Source organism: Streptomyces sp. CNP082 (genome assembly GCF_059570535.1).
On the sequence record NZ_JCANSZ010000064.1, the window covers coordinates 1 to 22,391 of the forward strand.

At 73.2% G+C, this 22,391-nt stretch carries 18 protein-coding genes; 6 read left to right on the plus strand and 12 right to left on the minus strand.

Annotation, left to right across the window (positions count from 1 at the left end):
• Both B124_RS32105 and B124_RS32110 read left to right on the plus strand, forming a co-directional pair.
• On the plus strand, positions 1-710 hold a 710-nt coding region (locus B124_RS32105), incomplete at its 5' end, for a carbohydrate ABC transporter permease (RefSeq protein ID WP_496506532.1).
• A 198-nt stretch (positions 711-908) separates the two neighbouring features.
• A complete protein-coding gene (locus tag B124_RS32110; protein WP_496506533.1) occupies positions 909-2,033 on the plus strand; it encodes a murein hydrolase activator EnvC family protein in 1,125 nt (374 codons plus the stop codon).
• Here the strand turns inward: B124_RS32110 and B124_RS32115 are convergent.
• From B124_RS32115 to pgfA, 8 genes are all read right to left on the minus strand, one after another.
• Positions 2,024-2,239 (minus strand): Trm112 family protein, encoded by a 216-nt coding sequence (locus B124_RS32115; RefSeq protein WP_496506534.1) that lies wholly within the window; start codon positions 2,237-2,239, stop codon positions 2,024-2,026. The genes B124_RS32110 and B124_RS32115 overlap by 10 nt on opposite strands.
• A complete protein-coding gene (locus B124_RS32120; protein ID WP_496506535.1) occupies positions 2,236-3,324 on the minus strand; it encodes a DMT family transporter in 1,089 nt (362 codons plus the stop codon). Before B124_RS32120 ends, B124_RS32115 begins: the two co-directional genes overlap by 4 nt.
• 3 nt (positions 3,325-3,327) lie before the next feature.
• Positions 3,328-4,149, minus strand: a complete 822-nt coding sequence (locus tag B124_RS32125; protein WP_496506564.1) for a class I SAM-dependent methyltransferase — start codon at positions 4,147-4,149, stop codon at positions 3,328-3,330.
• Positions 4,128-5,597 carry a condensation protein gene (locus B124_RS32130; RefSeq protein ID WP_496506536.1) on the minus strand — a complete coding sequence of 490 codons (1,470 nt, stop codon included), beginning with the start codon at positions 5,595-5,597 and terminating at the stop codon, positions 4,128-4,130. Before B124_RS32130 ends, B124_RS32125 begins: the two co-directional genes overlap by 22 nt.
• Positions 5,598-5,650: 53 nt before the next feature.
• Positions 5,651-10,270 (minus strand): alpha-(1->3)-arabinofuranosyltransferase domain-containing protein, encoded by a 4,620-nt coding sequence (locus B124_RS32135; RefSeq protein WP_496506565.1) that lies wholly within the window; start codon positions 10,268-10,270, stop codon positions 5,651-5,653.
• Entirely contained in the window at positions 10,267-10,992 is a 726-nt protein-coding gene (locus B124_RS32140) for a class I SAM-dependent methyltransferase (protein WP_496506537.1), read from the minus strand. The genes B124_RS32135 and B124_RS32140 overlap by 4 nt, the downstream gene beginning before the upstream one ends.
• Positions 10,993-10,997: 5 nt before the next feature.
• Entirely contained in the window at positions 10,998-12,254 is a 1,257-nt protein-coding gene (locus tag B124_RS32145) for a glycosyltransferase family 4 protein (protein WP_496506538.1), read from the minus strand.
• Positions 12,255-12,407: 153 nt separating this feature from the next.
• Positions 12,408-13,430 carry a cell envelope lipid trafficking protein PgfA gene (gene pgfA / locus B124_RS32150; protein WP_496506539.1) on the minus strand — a complete coding sequence of 341 codons (1,023 nt, stop codon included), beginning with the start codon at positions 13,428-13,430 and terminating at the stop codon, positions 12,408-12,410.
• 123 nt (positions 13,431-13,553) lie between these two features.
• On the opposite strand from pgfA, the gene B124_RS32155 reads away from it, so the two are divergent.
• Positions 13,554-13,697: a hypothetical protein gene (locus B124_RS32155; protein ID WP_496506540.1), complete on the plus strand. Its 144-nt coding sequence runs from the start codon at positions 13,554-13,556 to the stop codon at positions 13,695-13,697.
• Between the two features lie 219 nt (positions 13,698-13,916).
• Here B124_RS32155 and B124_RS32160 read toward each other — a convergent pair whose 3' ends face one another.
• Positions 13,917-15,974 (minus strand): SpoIIE family protein phosphatase, encoded by a 2,058-nt coding sequence (locus B124_RS32160; protein WP_496506541.1) that lies wholly within the window; start codon positions 15,972-15,974, stop codon positions 13,917-13,919.
• A gap of 116 nt (positions 15,975-16,090) precedes the next feature.
• Here B124_RS32160 and B124_RS32165 point away from each other — a divergent pair, with 116 nt between their 5' ends.
• The 3 genes from B124_RS32165 to B124_RS32175 all read left to right on the plus strand — a co-directional run bounded on the left by B124_RS32165 (position 16,091) and on the right by B124_RS32175 (position 18,356).
• Positions 16,091-16,579 carry a GNAT family N-acetyltransferase gene (locus B124_RS32165; RefSeq protein ID WP_496506542.1) on the plus strand — a complete coding sequence of 163 codons (489 nt, stop codon included), beginning with the start codon at positions 16,091-16,093 and terminating at the stop codon, positions 16,577-16,579.
• 111 nt (positions 16,580-16,690) lie between these two features.
• The gene (locus tag B124_RS32170) at positions 16,691-17,476 is read left to right on the plus strand and encodes an IclR family transcriptional regulator (RefSeq protein WP_496506543.1); all 786 of its coding nucleotides are present in this window, start codon (positions 16,691-16,693) and stop codon (positions 17,474-17,476) included.
• Between the two features lie 34 nt (positions 17,477-17,510).
• The gene (locus tag B124_RS32175; RefSeq protein WP_496506566.1) at positions 17,511-18,356 is read left to right on the plus strand and encodes an SMP-30/gluconolactonase/LRE family protein; all 846 of its coding nucleotides are present in this window, start codon (positions 17,511-17,513) and stop codon (positions 18,354-18,356) included.
• Positions 18,357-18,434: 78 nt separating this feature from the next.
• Here the strand turns inward: B124_RS32175 and mmsB are convergent, their stop codons facing one another.
• Genes mmsB through chvE form a run of 3 tightly spaced genes read right to left on the minus strand, consistent with a single transcriptional unit; the run spans position 18,435 to position 22,386 of the window.
• Complete coding sequence (gene mmsB, locus B124_RS32180) at positions 18,435-19,676, minus strand: multiple monosaccharide ABC transporter permease (RefSeq protein WP_496506544.1); 1,242 nt, start codon at positions 19,674-19,676, stop codon at positions 18,435-18,437.
• The gene (gene mmsA, locus B124_RS32185; RefSeq protein WP_496506545.1) at positions 19,673-21,265 is read right to left on the minus strand and encodes a multiple monosaccharide ABC transporter ATP-binding protein; all 1,593 of its coding nucleotides are present in this window, start codon (positions 21,263-21,265) and stop codon (positions 19,673-19,675) included. The genes mmsB and mmsA overlap by 4 nt, the downstream gene beginning before the upstream one ends.
• A complete protein-coding gene (gene chvE / locus B124_RS32190) occupies positions 21,262-22,386 on the minus strand; it encodes a multiple monosaccharide ABC transporter substrate-binding protein (protein ID WP_496506546.1) in 1,125 nt (374 codons plus the stop codon). Before chvE ends, mmsA begins: the two co-directional genes overlap by 4 nt.
• Positions 22,387-22,391 lie beyond the last annotated feature (5 nt).

Consider the following 22,391-nt stretch of genomic DNA (forward strand, 5'->3'; position numbering starts at 1 on the left):
ACGAGCTGCGCGACCGCACCTACCTGCCCACCTCGTTCGAGTTCAAGAACTTCACCGAGGTCTGGAAGGAGTCCACGCTCGGCGACAACCTCCAGGTCACCCTGCTGATCGCGGGCGGCGCCACACTGCTCGTGCTGCTGGTGTCACTGCCCGCCGCNTACTACACNGCNCGCGTGCGCTACCGCGGCCGCAAAGCGTTCCTGCTGCTGGTCCTGATCACCCAGATGTTCCAGCCCACCGCACTGCTCATCGGCCTCTACCGCGAGTTCCACCAGCTCGACATGCTCAACTCCACCTGGACGCTGATCCTGGCCAACGGCGCCTTCAACCTCGCCTTCGCCGTCTGGATCCTCACCGCCTACATCTCCTCCATCCCCGCAGAGCTGGAAGAAGCAGCGATGGTCGACGGCACCAGCCGCATCGGCGCACTGTTCCGGGTGACGCTGCCGCTGGCCATGCCCGGCGTGGTCACGGCGCTCATCTTCACGTTCATCGCNACCTGGAACGAATTCGTNATGGGCCTGACNCTNATGACCGAACCGGAGAAACAGCCCCTGACCGTCGGCATCAACAACTTCATCGGCAACTACACCGTCGAATGGAACTACCTCTTCGCAGCCTCCGTCGTCGCCATCATCCCCGTCGTCGTGCTCTTCGCCTTCATCGAACGACACGTCGTCTCCGGCCTGACAGCCGGATCCGTGAAGTAGGTCCCGGCCCACGGCGCGGGCGGCCGTATGCTGCCCGCACACCGCACCCCGCCCCGCCGGCGCGTCCGGCCGGCGGGGTGCGGTGTCCCGCGGCCGGGGGAGCGCGGGGGCGGGAACGGCTGCGCCGGTCGGGCGATATACACCGACACCCCGCGTTTCCTTCAGCACGGCGCGCGCATTTGCCGGTAATTTCGACCGATGCGACGAATTATCACACAAACCGGAGCGGCTACGGCCCTGTGCGTCGCCCTCGCCGTCCCCGCCGGCGGCGCTCCGCACGCCGGCGTCCGCCCCGACCCGGGCACGGACGGCAAGGCCGGGGCACGAGCGGTGCGCGGCACCGTCGACCGGCTCTTCCGCGACGCCGCCGCGGCGACCGAGCGCTACGAGGCCGCCCGCCGGGCGTCCGCCGCACAGCGCACGAAGATCGCCAAGCTCCAGCGGGCCGTACGTGCCAAGCACCGCACGCTCGTCGTCCTGCGCGGCCGGATCGGGCAGCTCGCCGCCCGCCAGTACCAGTCCGGCGGCCTCGGCCCCACCGCCGCGCTGCTCACCTCGCGCACCCCCGAGGACCTGCTCGAGACGTTCTTCCTGCTCGACCAGGGCGAGCAGGCCGCCGCCGGCCTCTACCACCGCGCCCGGCAGGCCGAGCGGCGGCTCGCGGCCGAACGCAGGCGCCGGGCCGTCGCGCTCGCCGACCTGCGCGCGGAACTGCGCACCCAGGCGCGGGTGAAGCGGCTCATCGAGAGCAAACTGGAGCGCGCCCAGGGGCGGCTGGCGCAACTGCAGAGCGCCCAGGACGCCCGCTCGCGCAGCTCCGGCTGCCCGCGCGCCGAGCAGCCCCGGGCCGTGACGCTCAGCACGGACGGCAAGGCACTGGCCGGCCGCGCCTGGACGGCGCCGGTGGGCCGCTACACCCTCTCCTCGCGCTTCGACCAGGCCGGCGGCATGTGGTCGTCCCGGCACACGGGCCTGGACTTCGCCGTCGACGAGGGCAGGCCCGTGGGCAGCGTCGGCTACGGCGCGGTGTACGAGATCGGCTGCGACGACGCCTTCGGCAACTCCGTCACCGTCCGGCACGACGACGGCTACTTCACCTTCTACGCCCACCTTTCACAGGTGCGCGTGCGGCCCGGCGAGCGCGTCTTCCCCGGCCAGCCCCTCGGCCGCGCCGGCACCACCGGCAACTCCACCGGCCCGCACCTGCACTTCGAGGTACGGGTGACCGCGCAGTTCGGCTCGGCGATCGACCCGGAGCCGTGGCTGCGGGACAAGGGCGTGCGCCTGCGTGAGACGCCGGCCGGGCCGGGGCTTCACGGCTGAGGCTGCAGGCCGCCCGTGATCCGCTCGTGCTCCTCGTCCGAGACCTCCTCGCCGGAGGACGGCAGTAGCTGCGGGATCCCGTCGAGCACGGGATAGCGGCGCCGCAGCCGGGGGTTGTAGAGCGCGTCGCCGGAGTCCAGGAGGGTCAGCGGGCCCTTGTCGAGCGGGCAGACCAGTATCTTCAGCAGCGGGTCTTCGGGGTTCACGGGGCGGGTCCTCCACGGTCGGGCGTCGGTACGGGGGCGGGCGGCAGGGCGGCGGGGCGCCGCCCGGGTGGCTGGTCTTGCTGGTCTTGCTGGTCTTGCTGAGGCTGCTGGGGCTGCTGGGGCTCTGCCGCGGACTCGTGCGGCGCGCCGGGCACTTCACCGCGTACAGGCCCGGAAGCCGGCTCCCCGCCGGGCGTCTGGTCCGGCGCCGGGTCGTCGTGCCGCGGCAGCGTCAGCAGCACCGACACCGCCATCGCGATCCCGCCCAGCCGCAGCAGCAGCCGCGGCACGTCGTCCGGCAGCGGCTCGCCGAAGACGAACGTGCCCGCGGCGACGGCGTGCAGGCAGTTGGCCGTCGTGCACACCGGCACGATCAGCGAGGCCCGGCAGCGCTGGAGCGCCGCCTGCGACATCACCAGCCCCGCCGCCCCGGTGAACAGCAGCGTGTACGGGTACGGGGACGCCAGCAGGTCCCCCGCGGTGCCGAGCAGGTCCGAGCCCGCGACCAGACCCGAGACGCCCTTGATCGTCAGCGAGCTGACCCCGTACAGGAAACCCACCCCGACCCCGTAGGCGATGCCCGTGGTCGGGATCCGGTGCCGCCGCTTGGACCGCAGCTCCGCCGCCAGGTACAGCCACAGCCCGGCGGCCAGCGACGGCAGCGCGACCAGCAGGAACCGCGCGGCCGGCGCCGACGTGCTGACCGTGTCGGCCTCGCTGTCCAGGGACAGCACGATCATCCCCAGCGAGAGCAGGATCGCGCCCACCCCCGCCAGCTCCCGGGTGCTCAGCCGCTCGCCGAGGAACCGCGACGACAGCAGCACCAGCAGCACCAGACCGGAGACGAGGATGCCCTGCGCGGCGGCCAGCGGCAGCGTGCGGTAGCAGACCAACTGGGCGGCGAAGCCGAGCCCCAGGCTGAGGCAGCCCACCAGCCACAGCGGGCTGGACACCAGCATCCGCACCATGCGGCCCGGCCGCTTCACGTTCAGCTCGGGCAGCGCCGACAGCGCCCGCTTCTCCAGCACGAAGCCGCAGCTGATGAAGACGTTCGCCAGCAGGGCCGCGGCAACCCCCCACCACATCGGCTACTCCCGCCTGGCGTGGACGAGCAGGATCGAGGCAAGCGACGGCGCCCGGCACGCGAGGCGGTCGAACGGCCGCATGGGCCGGGGCACGTCGTGGTACGGCGCGCCGGCCACCTTCTCCACCGTAAAGCCGGAGGCCGCCAGGAACTCCCGCAGTGCACGGGCCGTGTACAGCCGCAGGTGCCCGACGACCTGGCTGCCGGGGCGGCCGTGGATGCCGCGCAGGCTCACCTCGGAGAACACCGGCTGCACGCCGGCCAGCAGGAGCACGCGGTTGTACCAGGCGGCGAGGTTGGGGGTGGACAGCAGCAGGTGGCCGCCGGGCCGCAGCACGCGGCGCAGCTCGTCGAGCGCGGCGTCCGGGTCGACCAAGTGCTCCACGACCTCGCTGAACAGCACGGCGTCCGCGCTGCCGGCCGCGAGCGGCAGCCCCGCGGGCTGCCGTTCGCCGCCGGCACCGCCGTCGGGCAGCCCGCCGCGTACGACGTGGACCGGCGTGCCGGGGGCGGCTTCGCGGGTACGGGACCGGGCGCGGCGCAGCGCGTCGTGCGACCAGTCGACGGCGACGACGCGCTGCCCGCCGGGGCGGCGCCCGTCGAGCACCCCGGCGGCCACGGCCGCGGCGGAGCCGTCGCCGCACCCGACGTCCACGACGACCGCGGGCGCCTGTCCGGTACGGAACGGGCCCAGGGCGTCCGCCAGCATCCGCGCCTGCCGCCGGCTGCGGGCGTCGCCGGAGGCGACGGGCACGGCGGGGTTCTCGTAGAACTCCCGCAGCGAGGCGGGGGCTTCGGCCCGGCTCACGCCGGGTCCTCCGCACAGGCCGCGAGACCTTGCTGCATCAGCTCGCCGATGCGGACGGCGGCGGCGTGGTCGAGGAGGGCGCGGGAGTAGCGGATGGCCAGGTGCAGCCGGCCGGCGGTGGACGCGGCGGTGATCGCGAGGCCGCGCGGCATCCGGGCGGGGGCGGAGAACCACACCGCGGTGGGGCGGCCGGCGGCGCCGAAGTCCAGCGGGTAGACGATGCGGCCGATGTTGGACAGCAGGGTGGTCGACATCAGCGGCGCGGCGGCGCGGCGCAGCGTACGCGCCAGCACGCCGCGTACGCCCACCGGCAGCACCGGCGCGGTGAGCAGCACGCCGTAGAGTCCCAGCGGGCGGCTCGGTACGGACTTCAGTGCCTGCGTACGGGCCATGGTGGCGCGCAGCAGCCGCTCCACCGCCGCCCGGTCCGGCGCCTCGCCGCCGGTCAGCGCCTCCGCGTCGGCCAGCTCCTCGGGGCCGAAGCCGACCTCCGTCAGCCGGGTGCCGTTGCCGATCATCATGTCCGCCGACTCCCGGGTGCGGCTGTCGACGGGCATCGTCAGGCGCACCGGGGCGCTGCGGGCCCCGTGCGCCCGGTTCCAGCGGGCGGCCGTCAGGCAGGTGGCGACGAGGAGCTGGTCGTTGACGGTGGCGCCGAAGGAGGTGCGGCGGGGTGCGGGCAGGTCGAGGAGGTGCAGGCCGTTGGCGGTGCCGGGAGCCTCAGAAGACGCAGTGGACGACGTGTCGCTGGCGAGGCGCGCGGGGCGGGTGGGTCCTGAGCGGGCGGCGGCGGGCGGGGCCGGGGGCGCCGCGGGGGCGGCCTTCGCGCCCGTAGCGCCTGAGTCCTTGCTGCCCGGGTCCTTGCCGCGTGCGCCCGTAGCGCCCGAGCCCGTACCGCCCGAGCCCGTACCGCCCGAGCCCGTACCGCCCGAGCCCGTACCGCCGGACGGGGCCGCGGTCTGCGGTGCGCCGCCCGCGTACACCTCCGCCGCCGTGGCGAGCACCCGCAGCCACGAAGGGCCGTCCATGGCGGTGTGGTTGACGGTGGTCATCAGCACCGTGCCGCCGTCCTCGGTCTCGACGGCCTCGATGCGCACCGGCGGCGCGGCGTCCAGCGGCGGGCAGTCGGTCAAGGTCCGCTCGCGCGCCGCCTGAAGCACGCCGGGACCTGCGGCCAGGAAGCTGACCGGGTCGACGTCGGGCTCCTCGGTCACCTGCCACTGGTAACGCCGGTGCCACCAGCGGCTGGCGGCCTTGCGCTGCTGGAACCGCGGGTGCCGCCGCGCGGCCTCGGCGAGCGCGGTGCGCAGCCGCTCGGGCTCGAACCGCCCGGGGAAGTGGAGCTCGACGTGCACGGTCTCCGGCTCCGCCGGATCCGTGCAGTGCAGCGAGACCTCGTCCACCGTGGGGAACGGGACCCGTCCCGGCGCCGCCGGGGCGGTCCTGGCGGGCTGCGTCACCGTCATCTGCGCCTCTCCTCCGCGGTGGGCGCCCCGCGCTGCGGGACGCCCACCGTCACTCACTTGCCCTTCTCCTCCCGCCGGTCGGCGGGCGTGCCGTCGTCCGGCGGGGTGTCGGCGGGGGGTGCGTCCGCGGGCGGGGTGTCCTGTACGCCGTCCGCCGGGTCCTCCGCCTCCGCCGTACCGCTGAGCGGGATCGGCGGCTTGGGGACGAAGGCGTCGCGCGGCTCCCCGTGGGCGGTGCCCAGCGGCGGGGTCTGCTCACTGGCCGACTCCGCGGCGGCGGGTGCGCCCGGGGACCTGCGGCGCCAGAACCGCTGCGTCGGCCGGTCCGGCTCCGCCGCGGGCGCCGGGTGCTCCGGGCCGGCGACGGCCGTACGTCCGGGCGGCCCGCCGGGGCCGGCCGGCGGCCCGCCCGCGGCACCAGCAGCACCCGCACCCGCGGGCCCTGCGCCGTACGCCGGGAAGGCGGCTGTCTCCGCCTCCGGGTCGATGTCCGGGCCGTACCCGGGCTCCTCCCCGGCCGGCTCCGGCCGCTCCGCGGTGACCAGCGCCGCGGCCAGCGCCAGCACGGCGAGCGCCTGCGCGACCCCGCTGAAGGCCCCCTCGTCCATGCGCACAGCCTCGCCCGCACCGGTCAGCGCCGCAACACCCGCGCCGGCCATCGCCACCAGCGCCAGCGGCGCGAGCAGCCCGGCCCGGGTCCGCGCCAGCACCGCCAGCGCCGGCACGATCAGCGCGTACGGCCCGGCCACCACGGCGACCACGGCGGTGAGCACCAGCGCGCCCAGCACCCAGCCCGGCGCCGGCGGCGCCGGCTCCGCGGCGACCACCTCGCGCCGCCCGGCGCGGACGAACGCCAGCCCCAGCAGCGCCAGGATCGCGGCGACGCCGGCGAAGATCCCGGCGTCGTACCAGGTCGAAGGCTTGTACTCCAGCTTCACCTCGCCGGCCAGGTCCGCCGGCACCAGGAAGCCCTGCTGCCAGCCGTCGAGCCGCACCGACTCCAGCTCCTTGCCGTCGAGCGTGGCCTTCCAGCCGTCGTTGTAGTTCTCGTACGTCGTGAGGTAGGCGTCCTGGCCCTCGCCGACGGTGACGGAGCGCTCGTCGCCCGCCCAGTCGGTGGCCTCCACCTCGCGGCCCTCGGCCGCCGCGACGGGCTCGCCGCGGGTCAGCGTCAGGTCGGTGACCGCCAGCGCCTCGCCGTCACCGGCGGCGACGGCGTGCCGGCCGGCGTCCAACTGCACCGGTCCTGCGGTCTCGCCGTCGTCCGGGCACAGCTCGATGCTGACGGGCCGGCGGTCGACGAGGTCGCCCAGGGTGCCTTCGGCACGGGTGCCCAGGAGCTGGCCGTCCACGGACACCATCGGGCCCTGGCCGCACTCCAGCTCGAACGGCTCGTCCTTGTCGACCGGCTCGGTGCGCAGGTCCTTCTGCGCGTCCTCGCCGAGCGCGGGGACGTAGACCTCGGTGAGGCCCACGGGCAGTTGCACGTCGCGGTCCGCGAACGGGTTGTGCACCGCCAGCGTCTCGGTCTCGGTGACCTTGATGTCGAGCCGGTCGGTCGTCACCGGCGGGATCCGCACCCAGCCGTTGGCGTCCACGCCGACGGTCTGCGCCCCGGTGGGGGTGCTCACCTCGACCTCGGTCGGCCGCGCCGACAGGCCGCCGGCGGGCGCGAGCACGAACTCGCTGATCTCCGTCGCCTCCGGCCAGGTCAGCGTGAGCGACTGATCCTCGCCCGCGATCCAGGCCGTGGTCAGGTCCGTGTCGGCCAGGTTGCGGGGGCTGAGCTGCGGGCTCAGCGGCAGCGTCGAGCCCGCGGTGACGTTGATCTTGTCCTCGTCGGCCGCGCCCAGCTCGTCCAGCAGCAGGTCGAGTTCCCGGCCCTGTACGGGCAGCGCGCTGCCGGTCACCGTGTACTCGCCGGCGCCGGACTCGAAGCGCCGCTGGAGGCCGGTCTCGGCCGCGGCCGGGTTGAGGCCGCCGAGGTCGCTGCCGCGGTGCAGGGAGATCTGCTCCGCGTCGGCCGCGACCTGCTTGGCGTCCGCGGGCAGTTGGAGCTGGCGGCTGACCTGCGAGACACCGGGGATCTCGACCTCGGCGAAGCCGGCGCCGGCGAAGCCGGTGCGGGTGCCCTCTGTCTTGCGGATGGTGATCCGCAGCCACTCCGCCTGCCCCGAGGGGGACTTGACGGTCTGCGTCCCGGCGCCGCTCTGCAGCGTGCTGACCTCGCTGCCGCGCGCGGTCTCCACCTCGACCTCGACGGGCTCGGGGCGGATGCCGGCGCCGGGCAGCGGCGTCAGGTCCAGGGTGCCCTCCAGGTTCGTGGGCTCGGTGAAGTCGATCTGCAGCCACTCGCCCTCGGAGGTGTCCGGGTTGCCCTCGGCCCAGCCGGTCTGCGGCACGCCGTCGAAGGCGCCCACGGGGTCGAACTGCGGCAGGTGGAACATCCAGTTGCCGCTGGTGGAGGCGGTCACCGAGGCGGCGCCGTCGAGGACGGCGGTCGTCTGGTGCTCGACGCCCTTCTCCGGCACGATCATCCGCGGCTCGTCACCGGCGTCCTGCAGGCTCTCCGACGGGTTCTTCTCGTCCTCGGTGTAGGTGTACGAGGTGTTGTTGTTGACCACGCCGAACCGGGTGTCCGCCCGGCGCAGCCCGTCCGCCTGCACCTTGACCGCCGGCTCGTCGACGCCCGGGTGGGCGTCGCCCGCGAGCACCGCGGGCCGGCCCTGCCAGTCGGCGTCGGCGGACAGTTGCAGCAGCGACTCCGGGCCGCCGCTGAGGACGGCGGTGTCGGCGGCGTTGAGCGCGCCGGCCGGGCCGGGGCGCAGGTCCTCGCCGTCGGCCGGCTGGAAGATCTCCACCGCCCGCTGGCGCGAGTACAGCCCCTCGATCTGCAGCGGCGTGCCTTCGGGGATGCGCCCGCCGGTCAGCTCGGGGCCGAACTCGGCGACCTTCTCGTAGCCGGAGGACTCCAGCGTCTGCTTCACGGTGGTCGGCGGGACGTAGCCGACCTGGTCGGGGTCGAGGTCGTTGCGTACGACGACGTAGTGGAGGCCGGCGCGGGCCAGGAACGCCTGGAGGCCCGGCACTTCGCCGCCGGTCATCAGCGCCTGGTCGACGGCGTCCATCGCGCGCCGCGAACCCGCCGTGCCGAACGGCACGTAGTCGCGCTGCGCCCAGCGGGACTCGGCGAGCACGTCCAGCGGCTGGTCGATCGGCTTGCCCCACTCGTACGTGCCGTGCGCGGTCGCCGGTACCACCAGGGCCCGGCTGTCGGGGGAGTACTCTTCCAGCCAGTCAGCCGTCTGCTCCCAGTGCTTGGGCAGCTTGTCGAACGCGCCCGGCTGGAGCACGTCGCCGTTGGCGTACGGCAGCACCAGACCCGGCAGCACCACGAGGGTGGCGATCGCCGGCACCCACGCGCTGCGCCGCGGCGTGGCGCGGGAGCCGTGGTGCTCGGCGGCGACCGCGACGAAGTGCGCGAGGCCCAGCGCGAGCGCAAGGGCCAGGCCGGGCTGGAACTTGTAGATGTTGCGGAACGGGCTCAGCCAGCCGTCCAGCGCGTCCTGCACGCCGTCGGAGAACGGCGCGCCCAGCGCGCCGCCGTAGCCGGCCATCGTCACCAGCGCGACGGTCATCACGGTCAGCACCAGCCAGCGCCGCTCCGGCACGTCCCGGCGGGCCAGGCCCGCCAGGCCCAGGCCGGCGGCGAGCGCGGAGGAGATGATCGGCAGCCAGCCGGTGGCGACGGTCCAGCCGCCGGGCAGCCATTCCTCGCCGAAGTTCAGGTACGCCACCCAGTTGCCGGTGCCGCGCAGCACCTCGGTCGCCGACATGGTGGTCGTGGTGTTGTGCGCGGTCTCGATGAACGGCAGGAAGTTCTCGCCGTAGGCGCCGAGGAGCAGCAGCGGCACGATCCACCACAGGCACGCAAGCAGCACCCCGGGCAGCCACCACGCCAGCAGCTTCGTGCGGCGCGGGCCGGTGCGGGTGCACACGTACAGCAGCGCGGGCAGCAGCGCGGCCAGCGTGGAGGCCGCGTTGACGCCGCCCATGAACGGGACGACCAGCGCCGAGCGGGCGGCGGCGACCCGCGGGGTCAGCCGCTCGTCGAGCAGCGGCAGCAGCACCCAGGGCAGCACCGCGCCGGGCAGCGCGCCGGCGGAGGTGGAGCCGACGATGACGGTGAACACGGGCCACAGCGCGTACGCGGCGGCGCCCAGCACCCGGGTGCCGGAGGTGCCGAAGCCCAGCCGGTCGGCCAGCTTCAGCGCGCCCCAGAACGCGGCCGTGACCACGAGCGACAGCCACAGCCGCTCGGCCAGCCACGTCGGCATCTGCACCAGGTCGGTGAGCATGTAGTACGGCAGCATCGGGAACGCGTAGCCGAAGAACTGGTCGTGGATGCCGCCGAAGCCGTTCTGGTCGTGCCACAGCTCGCCCAGGTCACCGGCGAACTTCCAGGGGTCGACCGCCACGCCGAGCTTCGTCTCGAACGTCGTCTTGCCCGCGGAGGGGATGAGCCAGGCGACGAACGCGAACGCCCAGAAGGCGAGCGGCCAGCGCCAGCCGCGCCGGCTTCCGGGAGGCTGCGCCCCCTCCGGCCCCGCCGGGGGCGGTGGTGAGTAGGGCCGGCCGGGCGTGGCTGGCTGGGCGGGGAGGGTGGAGGTCATGGGCACCGCCGGAGTATGAGAAGAAGGTTCCAGGTGGCGAACTCGCGTACGCCGGGGACACGGACGACGGCCTCGGCGAGGAAGGGCCAGTAGCGGGAGCGGGCCGCGACGATCTCGACGTCGTCCCGGGCCCGTACCGCCTTGAGCGTGGGGCCTATGTGGATGGGGAAGAGGTTCTCCCCCAGGGTGTGTTTGGGGTCGCGTCCGGCGCGCCGCGTGTAGCGGCGGCGCGCGCGGTCCGCGCCCAGGTAGTGCCAGGGCGCCTGCTCGTGGCCGCCCCAGGGGGAGAGCCAGTTGGTGAACGCCACGTACAGCAGGCCGCCGGGCTTGGTGACCCGGATCAGCTCGCTGAGGAAGGTCTGGGGGTCGGCCACGTGCTCCAGCACGTTGGAGGAGAACGCGATGTCGGCGACGCCGTCGGCGAGCGGCAGCAGATAGCCGTCGGCGACGACCGCACCGGTGCTCACGTCCGAGCCGGCCGCCATCTCACCGGCGTCGCAGTCGAAGAGGTACGCCTCGGCGCCGCGGCTGCGGAACTCCTCCGTGAACCAGCCCCCGCCGCCGCCGACGTCGACGACCAGCTGGCCCTTGAGCGGCGTGATCCGCTCGACCTGGTCCGCCGCGTCCCGCGCCAGCAGGCTGTAGGCGTGGGCGGGGTCGTCCTGCTCCTTCATGAAGGCGCGGAAGAGGGCGACCGACCGCCGGATGGAGGGGTCCCGCACTGCGCTCAGCCCTCCCGCTTCTCGTGCTGCCCGGCGCGGGCGAGCGCCTCGTCGGCGACGGTGCGGAAGTCGCGTACCGTCGCCTCCCAGCTCAGCCGGGCGGCGCGCTGCCGGGCCGCGGCGCCGAGGGCGGCGCGCCGCTCCTCGCTGAGCGCCAGCGCGCACCAGTGGGCGGCGAACGCGCTCTCGCCGCGGGCGAGCATGCCGGTGTCGCCGTCGCGGATGGAGTCGCGCAGGCCGGGTATGTCGAAGCCGATCGCGGGGGTGCCGCGCACCGCCGCCTCGGTCACCACCAGACCCCAGCCCTCGACCAGCGAGGGGTGCAGCAGCAGCCAGGAGGAGGCGAGGAGGCGGTGCTTCTCGCCCTCGGAGACATGGCCGGTGAACGTCACGCCGGGACCGGCCATGGCCTCCAGCCGGGCCCGCTCGGGGCCGGTGCCGACGATGACCAGCCGGCCGCCGGTGATCGGGCGCACCCGCTCCCACAGCCGCAGCAGCAGGTCGATGCGCTTGTACTCCACCAGCCGGCCCATCGCCAGGAACAGCGGCTCGGGCGACTTCGGCGGCAGCGGGCCCGGGTCCTCGACGCCGTTGTGGACGACCCGTATCCGCTTGGGGTCGACGCCGATGTTGCGCAGGGCGGTGGCGGTGGAGGAGGAGACGGCGACCAGGAGGTTGCCGCGGTGCGCGCCGGCCAGCGCCCAGTGCTCCAGGCGGCGGCCGAGCCGGGCGAGGGGGCCGGGGTAGCGCATCGCCCACAGCTCGGTGTGGACGTGGTTGACCAGGCAGAGCGACGGGCCGCGGTGCCACAGCGGCGCCAGGTAGGGCATGCCGTTGCAGACCTCGACCAGCAGGTCGGTGCCGCCGACGTGGCGGGACAGCGCGCGGCGCGCGCGCAGGAAGTGCCCGGCGTCACCGCCCGCGGACACGACGCGGTAGTCCCGGTACGCGGCCGGGCCGCCGCAGACCAGGGTCACCTGGTGGCCGTGGTCGGTCAGACCGCCGGCGAGCCGGTCCACGAGCAGTTCGGAGCCGCCGGCGGCGGGGTTGCCGAGGTCGCGGCGGGCCAGGAAGGTGATCCGCCGGGCGGCGTGGCCGTCGGTGCCGCGGCCGTGGGCGCCGCGGGCTTCGGCTTCGCGGCCTGCCGCGCCCGGTCTGGCGGGCGCGGCGGCGGCTGCGGGCACGCCGGCGCTGCCGGCCGGGTGCGGGTGCGTACGCCGAAGCGCGTCCGCGTCCAGGGACGGGGGTACGTGCTGGGGCATCGGTGCTCCAACTCGTCTCAGGGTGCGGGCGGGTGGTTCAGGGCCGTTCGTGGGATGCGGCATATCGGTCGGGGGATTCGTGGGGAAGGAGCGACGGGGACGCCGGCCGGGGGAAACCGGCGTCCCCGTCACGGGGGTGGGGGGTGGGGGGCATCAGGCCGCGACCGGCTGGGGCGGAACGCCGTCCGGCTCGCGGTCGCGGTCCGGCTCGTCCCGCCGGCCGCCGCGGGCCAGCAGCACGGCGCCGGCTCCGGCGAGGACGAAACCGGCCACGAGGGCGACGACCGGCAGGGTCTCGCCGACCAGTTTCAGCCGGCTGCTGTCCTCGTCGGCGAGGTCGACCTGCTCCTTCTGGGTCTCCTCGGTGAACTCGATGCCGTCGCTCTGCAGCAGCGTGACCTCGTCGGTGCCGCCGCCGGGCTGGCGCAGCGTCTTCTTCGGGGCGATGGAGGCGTAGATGATGCGGCCGGTGCGCTCGTCGGCGACCAGCTCGATCTTCTCGTTGGAGTACCACTCGTCGGCGAAGACCTGCTCCTTGTCGGGCAGTCCGACCATCACGCCCGGCACCTGCCGGGTGCCGGTCTTGACGGGCTCTACCTCGCCGGTGAAGGCGAGCCCGGTGTAGCCCTGGATCTCCCTCTTGCCGTCGTACTGCAGCGCCACGGTGTCCTGGGCGCTGCTGTCCCACCAGCGGTAGGTGCGCTCCTCGACGTCGAAGGGGAACTTCAGGTAGGCGTCGCCGGCGAACTTCGGGCCGTTCGGGCCGCCGTCCACGCCGGTGTCCTCGCCGCAGCAGTGCTCCGGGGCGTTGGTCTCGCGGTCCATGACCCAGCGCTCGGTGGTGAACTGGAAGGCGCGGCGGGGGTCGTCGATCTCCTTCGTCAACGGGGTGTCGAGGGCGGTGGCGGCGTCCCAGACGGCGGTGTCGTCGTCGCTGGCGGCCACGTCGCCCAGCACCTTCCGGACGATGGTGATCTCCTGGTTGGCGCGTTCCTTCCGCGCCTCGGTGTCGTAGAAGGTCCCCTTGCCCTCGTAGCGGGTCGTCGACTCGATGTCGACGGGGTTCAGCTTCGCCCGCGGCTCGACGTAGAACGCGAGCATGGGGGCGAGCACGAGCAGGAAGACGCCCAACCCCAGCAAGATGAGGGACAGGGGTGACGCGGTACGGCGGCTCATGCTGCACTCCCGGCAGGGGCTGGTTTACGACGCTGGTTTTGTCACCGCGGTGCAAGGTCTACGGGTCGGTAACGTAAAGCTGTGCTTGACAGGGTGTCAATGCTGCTCCCACACTCAGCGTCCATGCAGAACCGACTGGTAGCCGCCGTGGTGACCAGCGTCGCCGCTGCCGTTCTCGCCGTGGGCGCCGCCCTCGGCCTGGTGGCCGCGCTGAACGCCACGCCGGAACAGCCCAACGTCCCGCTCATCAGCTTCAACGGCCGCTGACCTGGCATGTGCCCCCGCCGCGGAGACCGCGGCGGGGGCTTCGCCCTGCCCACGGTTCCGCCGGGTGACGGTTGGGACACGCCGGGGCAACGATGTCGCACAGATGACGGAAAATTGTCGACCAGGTGACAAGTGGTCACCGACCGGCGGCGCGTTACGGCGCCGTGCGCCGGCGCCGGCGCCGCTGTCCGCGCTCCGTGCGGCCCCGTGCCGGCGGTGTCAGCCGAACTCGGCCCACACGCACTTCTCGTTGCCGCGCGGCTCCACGCCCCACACGTCCGCCAGCCGGTCCACCAGCAGCAGCCCGCGGCCCGAAACGCCCGCTTCGCCCGGCTCCCGGCGGTGGGGCAGCGCACTGGAGCGGTCCTCGACCTCGACGCGCAACCTGCGCTCCGGCGTGCTCAGCGGGCGGATCGTCACCACCGCCGGGCCGTCGGTGTGCAGCAGCGCGTTGGTGATCAGCTCGTCGGCGACCAGTTCGATGTCGTCCGCGCGCTCGGCCGCGCCCCAGGAGCGCACCGCGCTGCGGATCATGTGCCGGGCGGCGGAGAGCGCGTCGGGGTCGGAGGGCGGGATGTACTGGCGCAGCCGGCCGCCGGGCAGCGCGGTGCCGCCCGCGGTGCGGCGCAGCATCACCAGCGCCATGTCGTCCTCGTTCTGCCGCTCGTCCACCACGTCGCACAGCCGGTCGGTCAGCTCGCCGATGTCGCGCGGCCCGGTGCTGACCAGCTCGGCGAGGTGGGCCAGGCCCTCGTCCAGGTCGGCGCCGGGGATCTCCACCAGGCCGTCGGTGTACATCAGCAGCGCGTCGCCGGGGTCGAGCGTCATGGTCGTCACGGGGTAGTCGAGCGAGCCGAACGCCGCGGAGAGCCCGAGCGGCAGCCCGCCCGGTACGGACAGCCAGCGGCAGCCGCCGTCGGCGTGCCGTACCAGCGGGTCGACGTGCCCCGCGCGGACCAGTTGCAGGACGCCGGTGACCAGGTTGATCTCCGCGTACGTACAGGTGGCGAAGCGCTCGGTGTCCAGCTCGTGCAGGAACTCCGAGGCCCGGGCCATCACGGTGGCCGGCGTGTGCCCCTCGCCCGCGTACGCCCGCAGCACGATGCGCAGTTGCCCCATCACGGCGGCGGCCTTGGTGTCGTGGCCCTGGACGTCGCCGATGACGACGCCGACCCGGCCGCCGGGCAGCGCGATCACGTCGTACCAGTCGCCGCCGATGCCCTGCCCCTCGTGCGCCGCCCGGTAGCGCACGGCGACCTCCGCGCCCGGCACCTCGGGGATGCTGCGCGGCAGCATGGCCTGCTGCAGCTCCTCGGCGAGGCCGTGCTCGCGGTCGTGCAGCTTGGCGCGCTGCAGGCTCTGCCCGACGCCGCTGCTCAGCGCGACCAGCAGGTTGCGCTCCTCCGGTGAGAAGGCGCGCTTGCCGCGGTAGGACAGCCCGAGCGCCCCGATGACGCGCCCCTCGGCGATCAGCGGCAGATACGCGGCGGAGTCGATGTCCAGGATCTCGGCGAACGGGTAGAGCCGCGGGTACGCCGCCGCGAACTCCGCCCGGGAGAGCACCAGCCGCGGCCGGCACGTACGCACCACCTCGCTCAGCGGCAGCCCGGGGTCGTCGACCCGGACCCACTCCGCGATCTGCTTCTCCGAGCCCTCACCCATGGCGATGATGTGGAGCCGCCCCGCGTCCACCAGCCCCAGGACCACGTTCACCGCGCCGAGCCGCCCCAGCCCCTCCGGGCCGCCGAGGACGCCGATCACGTCGTGCACGGAGCTGGCGTTCGCCAGCGCCGCCGTCGTCTGCTGCACGACGCCGGTCTGCCGGCGCCGCTCCTGGTCCAGTGCGAACTGCTGCGCGGTGTAGTTCAGCTCCAGCGCGGCGTCGCGGACGATGCCGACGATCCGGTGGGCGTTGCCCTCGTCGTCGCGCACGATGGTGCCCTGGGTGTGCGTGAGGCGGGACGTACCGTCGCGTACCTGTACCCGCAGGTACGCGCTGTAGCCGCGGTGGCCCTGCGTGACGGACTGGGAGACCAGCGTGTCGAGCCGGGCGGCCTCCTCCTTGGTGACGCGGGAGCGGAGCGTCTCCGGGTCGCCCCCGAACTCCTCCGGGCGCAGGTCGAAGACCCGCAGCGCCCCGTCGTCCAGGTGTATCCGCCCGCCGTCGAGGTCCCAGTCGAAGCTGCCCACGTGGTTCAGCTCCATGCTGAGAACCGCGTCCGCGGGCCAGTCGCCGGCCGCCGAGGACGGCGTCGCCGTGCCTCCCCGGTCGCTCATGCCGCTACTTTCGCACTGTTTGTACGGATATTCGAGTGGGCAGCCAGTCTACGCCCCGGCGCCCCCCGCGGGAGAAACCGGTGGCGCCGTCCGTGCCGCCCCGGCATGCTGAGCCCATGATGATCAGGGACGCCACCGCCGACGACTGGCCCGCCATCTGGCCCTTCTTCCACCGGATCGTCGCCGCCGGCGAGACCTACACGTACCCGCTGGACATGAGCGCCGAGCAGGGCCGCGAGATGTGGCTGCTGTCGCCCCCGGACCGGACGACCGTCGCCATCGACGACGAGGGCCTGATCGTGGGCTCGGCGAAGATGAACGCCAACCGGCCGGGCCCCGGCGACCACGTCGCCAGCGCCAGCTACATGGTCGACCCCGACCGGCACGCCCGCGGCGTCGGCCGTGCGCTGTGCGAGGACTCGCTGCGCTGGGCCCGCGCCCGCGGCTTTCTGTCCATGGAGTTCAACGCGGTCGCCGAGACCAACGTCCACGCCGTGAAGCTCTACGAGTCCCTCGGCTTCCGCATCACCGGCACCCAGCCCCGCGCCTTCCGCCACCCGGCCGAGGGCCTGGTGGGCCTGCACTGCATGCACGTCGATCTCTGACCCGGCCTCTCCTCCGGCCCCATTGCCCGCCGCGGGGGCGGAGGTTACGCTGCGTCCGTCATTTCGATAACCGGTCGAGATTTCGGACCGCCAATGGGGTGGGTGAGCACGATGGGACGACTCGTACCGGCCGTGACGCGCGCTCTGGACATCCTAGAGCTCTTCCTCGACCGGGACGCGACGCTCTCCGCCCCCGAGATCACCCGCAAGCTGGGTCTGCCCAGGACCACCGTGCACGAGCTGGTCACCACCCTGGCCGCCCGCTCCTACCTCGCCGCCGTCCCCGGCCAGCCGGGGCGCTACCGGCTGGGCGTGCGCACGTACCAGCTCGGCAGCACCTTCGGCGAGCAGCTCGACCTCGCCGCCGAGGGCCGCGAGGTCGCCCGCGAGGTCGCCGAGACCTGCGACGAGACCGTGCACATCGCGATCCTGGAGGACACGGACGTCATCTACATCGCGAAGGTCGACAGCACCCGCGCGGTACGGATGGTCTCCGCCACCGGCCGCCGGCTGCCCGCGCACTGCACCGCCGTCGGCAAGATGCTCCTCGCCTCGCTGCCCGAGCCGGCCCTTGAGGCGCGGCTGCCGGAGAGCCGGCCGCTGGCCGCGATGACCGACCGCAGCCACACCTCCGTACACGAGTTGCGCCGCCACCTCGCCGCCGTCCGCGAGCGCGGTATCGCCGTCGAGGAGCGCGAGTCCAACCCGGACGTGAGCTGCGTGGCGGCGCCGGTGCACGACTCCGCGGGCCGGGTGGTCGCCGCGCTCAGCATCTCGGTGCCGATGATCCGGTGGAGCGCGGAGCGCCGGGACGAACTGGCGGAGCTGGCCGCGAAGGGCGCGAGCCGGCTGTCCGAGCGCCTGGGCCACCGGGGCCCGGGCGGCACGGCCCGGTGAGCCGGGGACGTACCCGCGAAGGAGCCAGGTGACGATGGTGGACGTGGCCGTACACACCCGCGCCGAGCTGGGCGAGGGGCCCACCTGGGACCCCGCGGCCGGCCGGCTGGTCTGGGTCGACATCCTGGGCGCCCGCATCCACGGCTACGAGCCGGCCACCGGCAGGCGCACGGTGCAGGCCACCGAGCAGCACGTCGGCGCCGCCAAGCCGCGCGCCGGCGGCGCCGGTTACGTCGTCAACCTGCGCGACGGCGTCGGGCTCTACGACGCGGACGGCGCGTTCCGCTGGCTCGTCCACGAGCCGGTCGCCGGCCGCCGCGGCAACGAGGCGATGGTCGCCCCGGACGGCGCCCTGTGGGCGGGCACCATGCGCTACGACTCCACCCCCGGCGGCGGCACCCTGGCCCGCGTCACCGGCGACGGCGCGCAGACCGTCGTCCTGGACGACGTCACCGTCAGCAACGGCACCGGCTGGAGCCCCGACGGCCGGCTGATGTACTACGCCGACACCCCCACGGGCCGCATCGACGTCTTCGACACCGATGCCACCGACGGCACTGTGGTCACCGGCCGGCGCCTGTTCGCCGCCGTCGAGGACACCCCGGGCTCGCCCGACGGGCTCTGCGTGGACGCCGAGGGCTACGTGTGGGTCGCGCTGTGGGACGGCGCCGCCGTCCGCCGGTACGCCCCGGACGGCACCCTGGACCGCACGGTACCCGTGCCCGTACGCCGCCCCACGTCCTGCGCGTTCGGCGGCCCGGACCTGACCGACCTGTACGTCACCTCGTCGTCGCTCGACGACCCGCACCCGCTGGCGGGCTCTCTCCTGGTGCTCCCGAACGCGGGCCACGGCCTGCCACAGCCCCCGTTCGCGGGCTGACGCGCACGGCGCCGGCCGCCGCGGGCCGCCGGCCGCCGCGGGCCGCCGGGGGCCGCGGGGCGGACGGCCCCGCGCCCCCTACGAGCCCGCTCTCCGCTTGTTCCAGACGTCGAAGCCCACCGCCGCCAGCAGCACCAGGCCCTTGATGACCTGCTGGTAGTCCGTGCCCAGGCCCACCAGCGACATGCCGTTGTTCAGGACCCCCAGCACCAGGCCGCCGATGACCGCGCCGAACACCGTGCCGATGCCGCCGCTCATCGACGCGCCGCCGATGAACGCCGCCGCTATCGCCTCCAGTTCGAACATCTCGCCGGCCTTCGGGACGCCCGCGTTCAGGCGGGCCGCGTAGACGCAGCCCGCGAGGGCGGCGAGGACGCCCATGTTGACGAAGACCAGGAAGGTGACCCGCTTGTCCTGCACGCCGGACAGCGTGGCCGCCGCCCTGTTGCCGCCCAGGGCGTAGACGTGGCGGCCGACGACCACGTTGCGCATGACGTAGCTCAGGAGCACCAGCAGGCCCGCCATGATCAGCAGCACCACCGGAATGCCCTCATAGCTGGCCAGCATCAGGGTGGCGACGGCCACCGCCCCGACGATGAACGCGCACTTGCCCACCCACAGGGGGTACGGCAGCACGTCCAGCTCGTACGACAACTGCCGGCGCCGGTCGCGCCATTCCCGCCACAGCAGGAACAGCCCGACGCCCAGCCCGAACAGCAGCGTCAGATTGTGGTAGTTGGTGTCCGGCCCGACCTCCGGGAGCGAGCCCTGGGCGATGTTCTGGAAGCCCTTGGGGAAGGGGGACAGCGACTGTCCTTCGAGCACGATCTGGGTGAGGCCGCGGAAGACCAGCATGCCCGCCAGCGTCACGATGAACGACGGGATGCCGACGTACGCGATCCAGAAGCCCTGCCACGCCCCGGCCGCCGCGCCGATGAGCAGCGAGCACACCAGGGCCAGCGGCCACGGGAAGTCGTGGTTGACCATCATCACGGCGGCCATGGCGCTGACGAACGCGACCAGCGAGCCGACGGACAGGTCGATGTGGCCCGCGATGATGACGATCATCATGCCCATGGCCAGGATCAGGATGTAGCTGTTCTGCTCGACGATGTTGGTGACGTTGCGGGGGAGCAGCAGGGTGCCGTCGCTCCATATCTGGAACAGCACGACGATGAGGCCGAGCGCGACGAGCATGCCGTACTGCCGCATGTTGTTGCGCATCGCGTTCTGCAGCGCGGCGGCGAGTGATCCGCCGCGTCCGCCCCCCTTCGGCGCACTCGGCACCGCGTCGCGCTTGCCCGTGGTGACCGGACTCATCCTTCGCCCCCTACCTGCATGGTCATGTGTCGCATGAGAACTTCCTGGGTCGCCTCTGCCCGCGGTACTTCGCCGGTCAGGCGGCCCGCGGTCATGGTGTAGATCCGGTCGCACATGCCCAGCAGCTCGGGCAGTTCGGAGGAGATGAAGACCACGGCCTTGCCGCGGGCGGCCAGTTGGCCGATGACGGTGTAGATCTCGTACTTGGCGCCGACGTCGATGCCGCGGGTGGGCTCGTCCAGGAGCAGCACCTCGGGGTCGGCGTGGATCCACTTGCCGAGGACGACCTTCTGCTGGTTGCCGCCGCTGAGGCGGCCCACGGTCTCGAAGACCGTCGGGGTCTTGATGTTCAGCGACGTGCGGTAGCCCTCGGCGACCCGGCGCTCGCGGTGCTCGTCCACGGCGCCGCGGCGGCGGAGCTTCGGCAGGGAGGGGAGGGTGATGTTGCGCATGACGTTGTCGATGAGGTTCAGGCCGTACGTCTTGCGGTCCTCGGTGACGTACGCGATGCCGTGCCGCACCGCGTCCGGCACGGTCCGCACGTCGGCCTCCCGGCCGCCGACCCGGACCGTCCCGGCCTCGTACCGGCCGTAGGAGCGGCCGAAGACGCTCATCGCCAGCTCCGTGCGGCCCGCGCCCATCAGGCCGGCGATGCCGACGATCTCGCCGCGGCGCACCTCGATCGAGACGTCGTCGACGACCTTGCGCTCGTGGTCGATCGGGTGGCGTACGGTCCAGCCCTCGACGGCCAGCGCGACCGTGCCGGCCCCGGGGCCGGAGTAGGGGGTGCGCGCGGGGAAGCGGTGGTCGAGGTCGCGGCCGACCATGGCCCGGATGATGCGGTCCTCCGACAGGCCGCCGCTCCCCCCGCCGTCCCCGCCGCCGCTCCCGCCGTCCCCGTCCCGTACCGCCAGCGTCTCGATCGTCCGGCCGTCCCGCAGGACCGTCACCGTGTCCGCCACCTGCCGGATCTCGTTCAGCTTGTGCGAGATGAGGATGCACGCGATGCCCTGGTCGCGGAACTCCCGGATGAGGTCGAGCAGTTTGCCGCTGTCCTCGTCGTTGAGGGCCGCCGTCGGCTCGTCGAGGATGAGGAGCTTCACCTCCTTCGACAGCGCTTTGGCGATCTCCACCAACTGCTGCTTGCCCACGCCGATGTCCGCGATCCGCGTCTGCGGCTTCTCCTCGGCAAGACCGACCCGCTTCAGCAGCGCGGCGGCGTTGCGCAGCGTCTCGTTCCAGGAGATGACGCCGCGCTTCGCCTGCTCGTTGCCGAGGAAGATGTTCTCGGCGATCGACAGGTACGGCACCAGCGCCAGCTCCTGGTGGATGATGACGATGCCGCGCTCCTCGCTGGCCCTGATGTCCTTGAAGGCGCACGGCTCGCCCTCGAAGAGGATCTCCCCCTCGTAGCTGCCGTGCGGATGCACTCCGCTGAGGACCTTCATCAGCGTCGACTTGCCGGCGCCGTTCTCGCCGCAGATCGCGTGGATCTCGCCGGGTGCGACGGTGAGGCTGACGTCGGCCAGGGCCGTGACGCCGGGGAAGGTCTTGGTGATGGAGCGCATCTGCAGGACCGCAGCGGTCACTTGAGGTCTCCGGCGTTGTAGTAGCCCTCCTCGACGAGCAGGTCGGTGTTGCTCTTGTCGATGCTGACCGGGTCCAGCAGGTACGACGGGACGACCTTGACGCCGTTGTCGTACGTCTTGGTGTCGTTGACCTCCGGCTTGCCGCCGGTGAGCACGGCGTCGGTCATCTGCACGGCCTGCTTGGCGAGCTTGCGGGTGTCCTTGTAGACGGTCTGGGTCTGCTCGCCGGCGATGATGGACTTCACCGACGCCAGCTCGGCGTCCTGCCCGGTGACCACCGGCAGTTCCCGGTCGCCGCTGCCGTAGCCCGCGCCCTTGAGCGCGGAGAGTATGCCGATGGAGATGCCGTCGTACGGCGACAGCACGGCGTCGACGTCCTCGCCGGTGTAGTTGCCGCTGAGCAGGTCGTCCATGCGCTTCTGGGCGGTGCCGCCGTCCCAGCGCAGGGTGGTGATCTGGTTCAGCTTCGTCTGGCCGGAGCGCACGGTGAGCTGGCCGGAGTCCAGGTACGGCTGGAGCACGCCCATGGCGCCGTTGAAGAAGTAGCGGGTGTTGTTGTCGTCGGGGGAGCCCGCGAAGAGCTCGATGTTGAACTTGTCGTCCGGGTTGTCGTCGAGCTTCAGCGCGTCCACGATGTACTGGCCCTGCAGCTTGCCGACCCGCTCGTTGTCGAACGAGGCGTAGTAGTCGACGTTCTCCGTCTGCAGGATCAGCCGGTCGTACGCGATGACGGGGATGCCCGCCTCCTCGGCGTCGGCCAGCACCTCCGTCAGCGCGGTGTTGTCGATCGCCGCGATCACGAGCGCGTCCACGCCCTTGGTGATCATGTTGTCGATCTGCGAGACCTGGTTCTCGACCTTGTCCTCGCCGTACTGCAGGTCGGTCTCGTAGCCGGCGGCCTCGAACTCCTTGACCATGTTCTCGCCGTCGGCTATCCAGCGCTCCGACGACTTGGTGGGCATCGCGATGCCGATCGTGCCGCCCTCGTCCGGGTTCTTTTCCTCCTTGCTGCCGCCCTCGCTGTCCTGGCCGCAGGCGGCGAGGGCGAGGGCGAGTGCGGCCACGGCGGCGGCGGTGCGCAGGCGGGCGGCCCGGGGGGTGCGGGTGCGGGGGGTGCGCATGATGG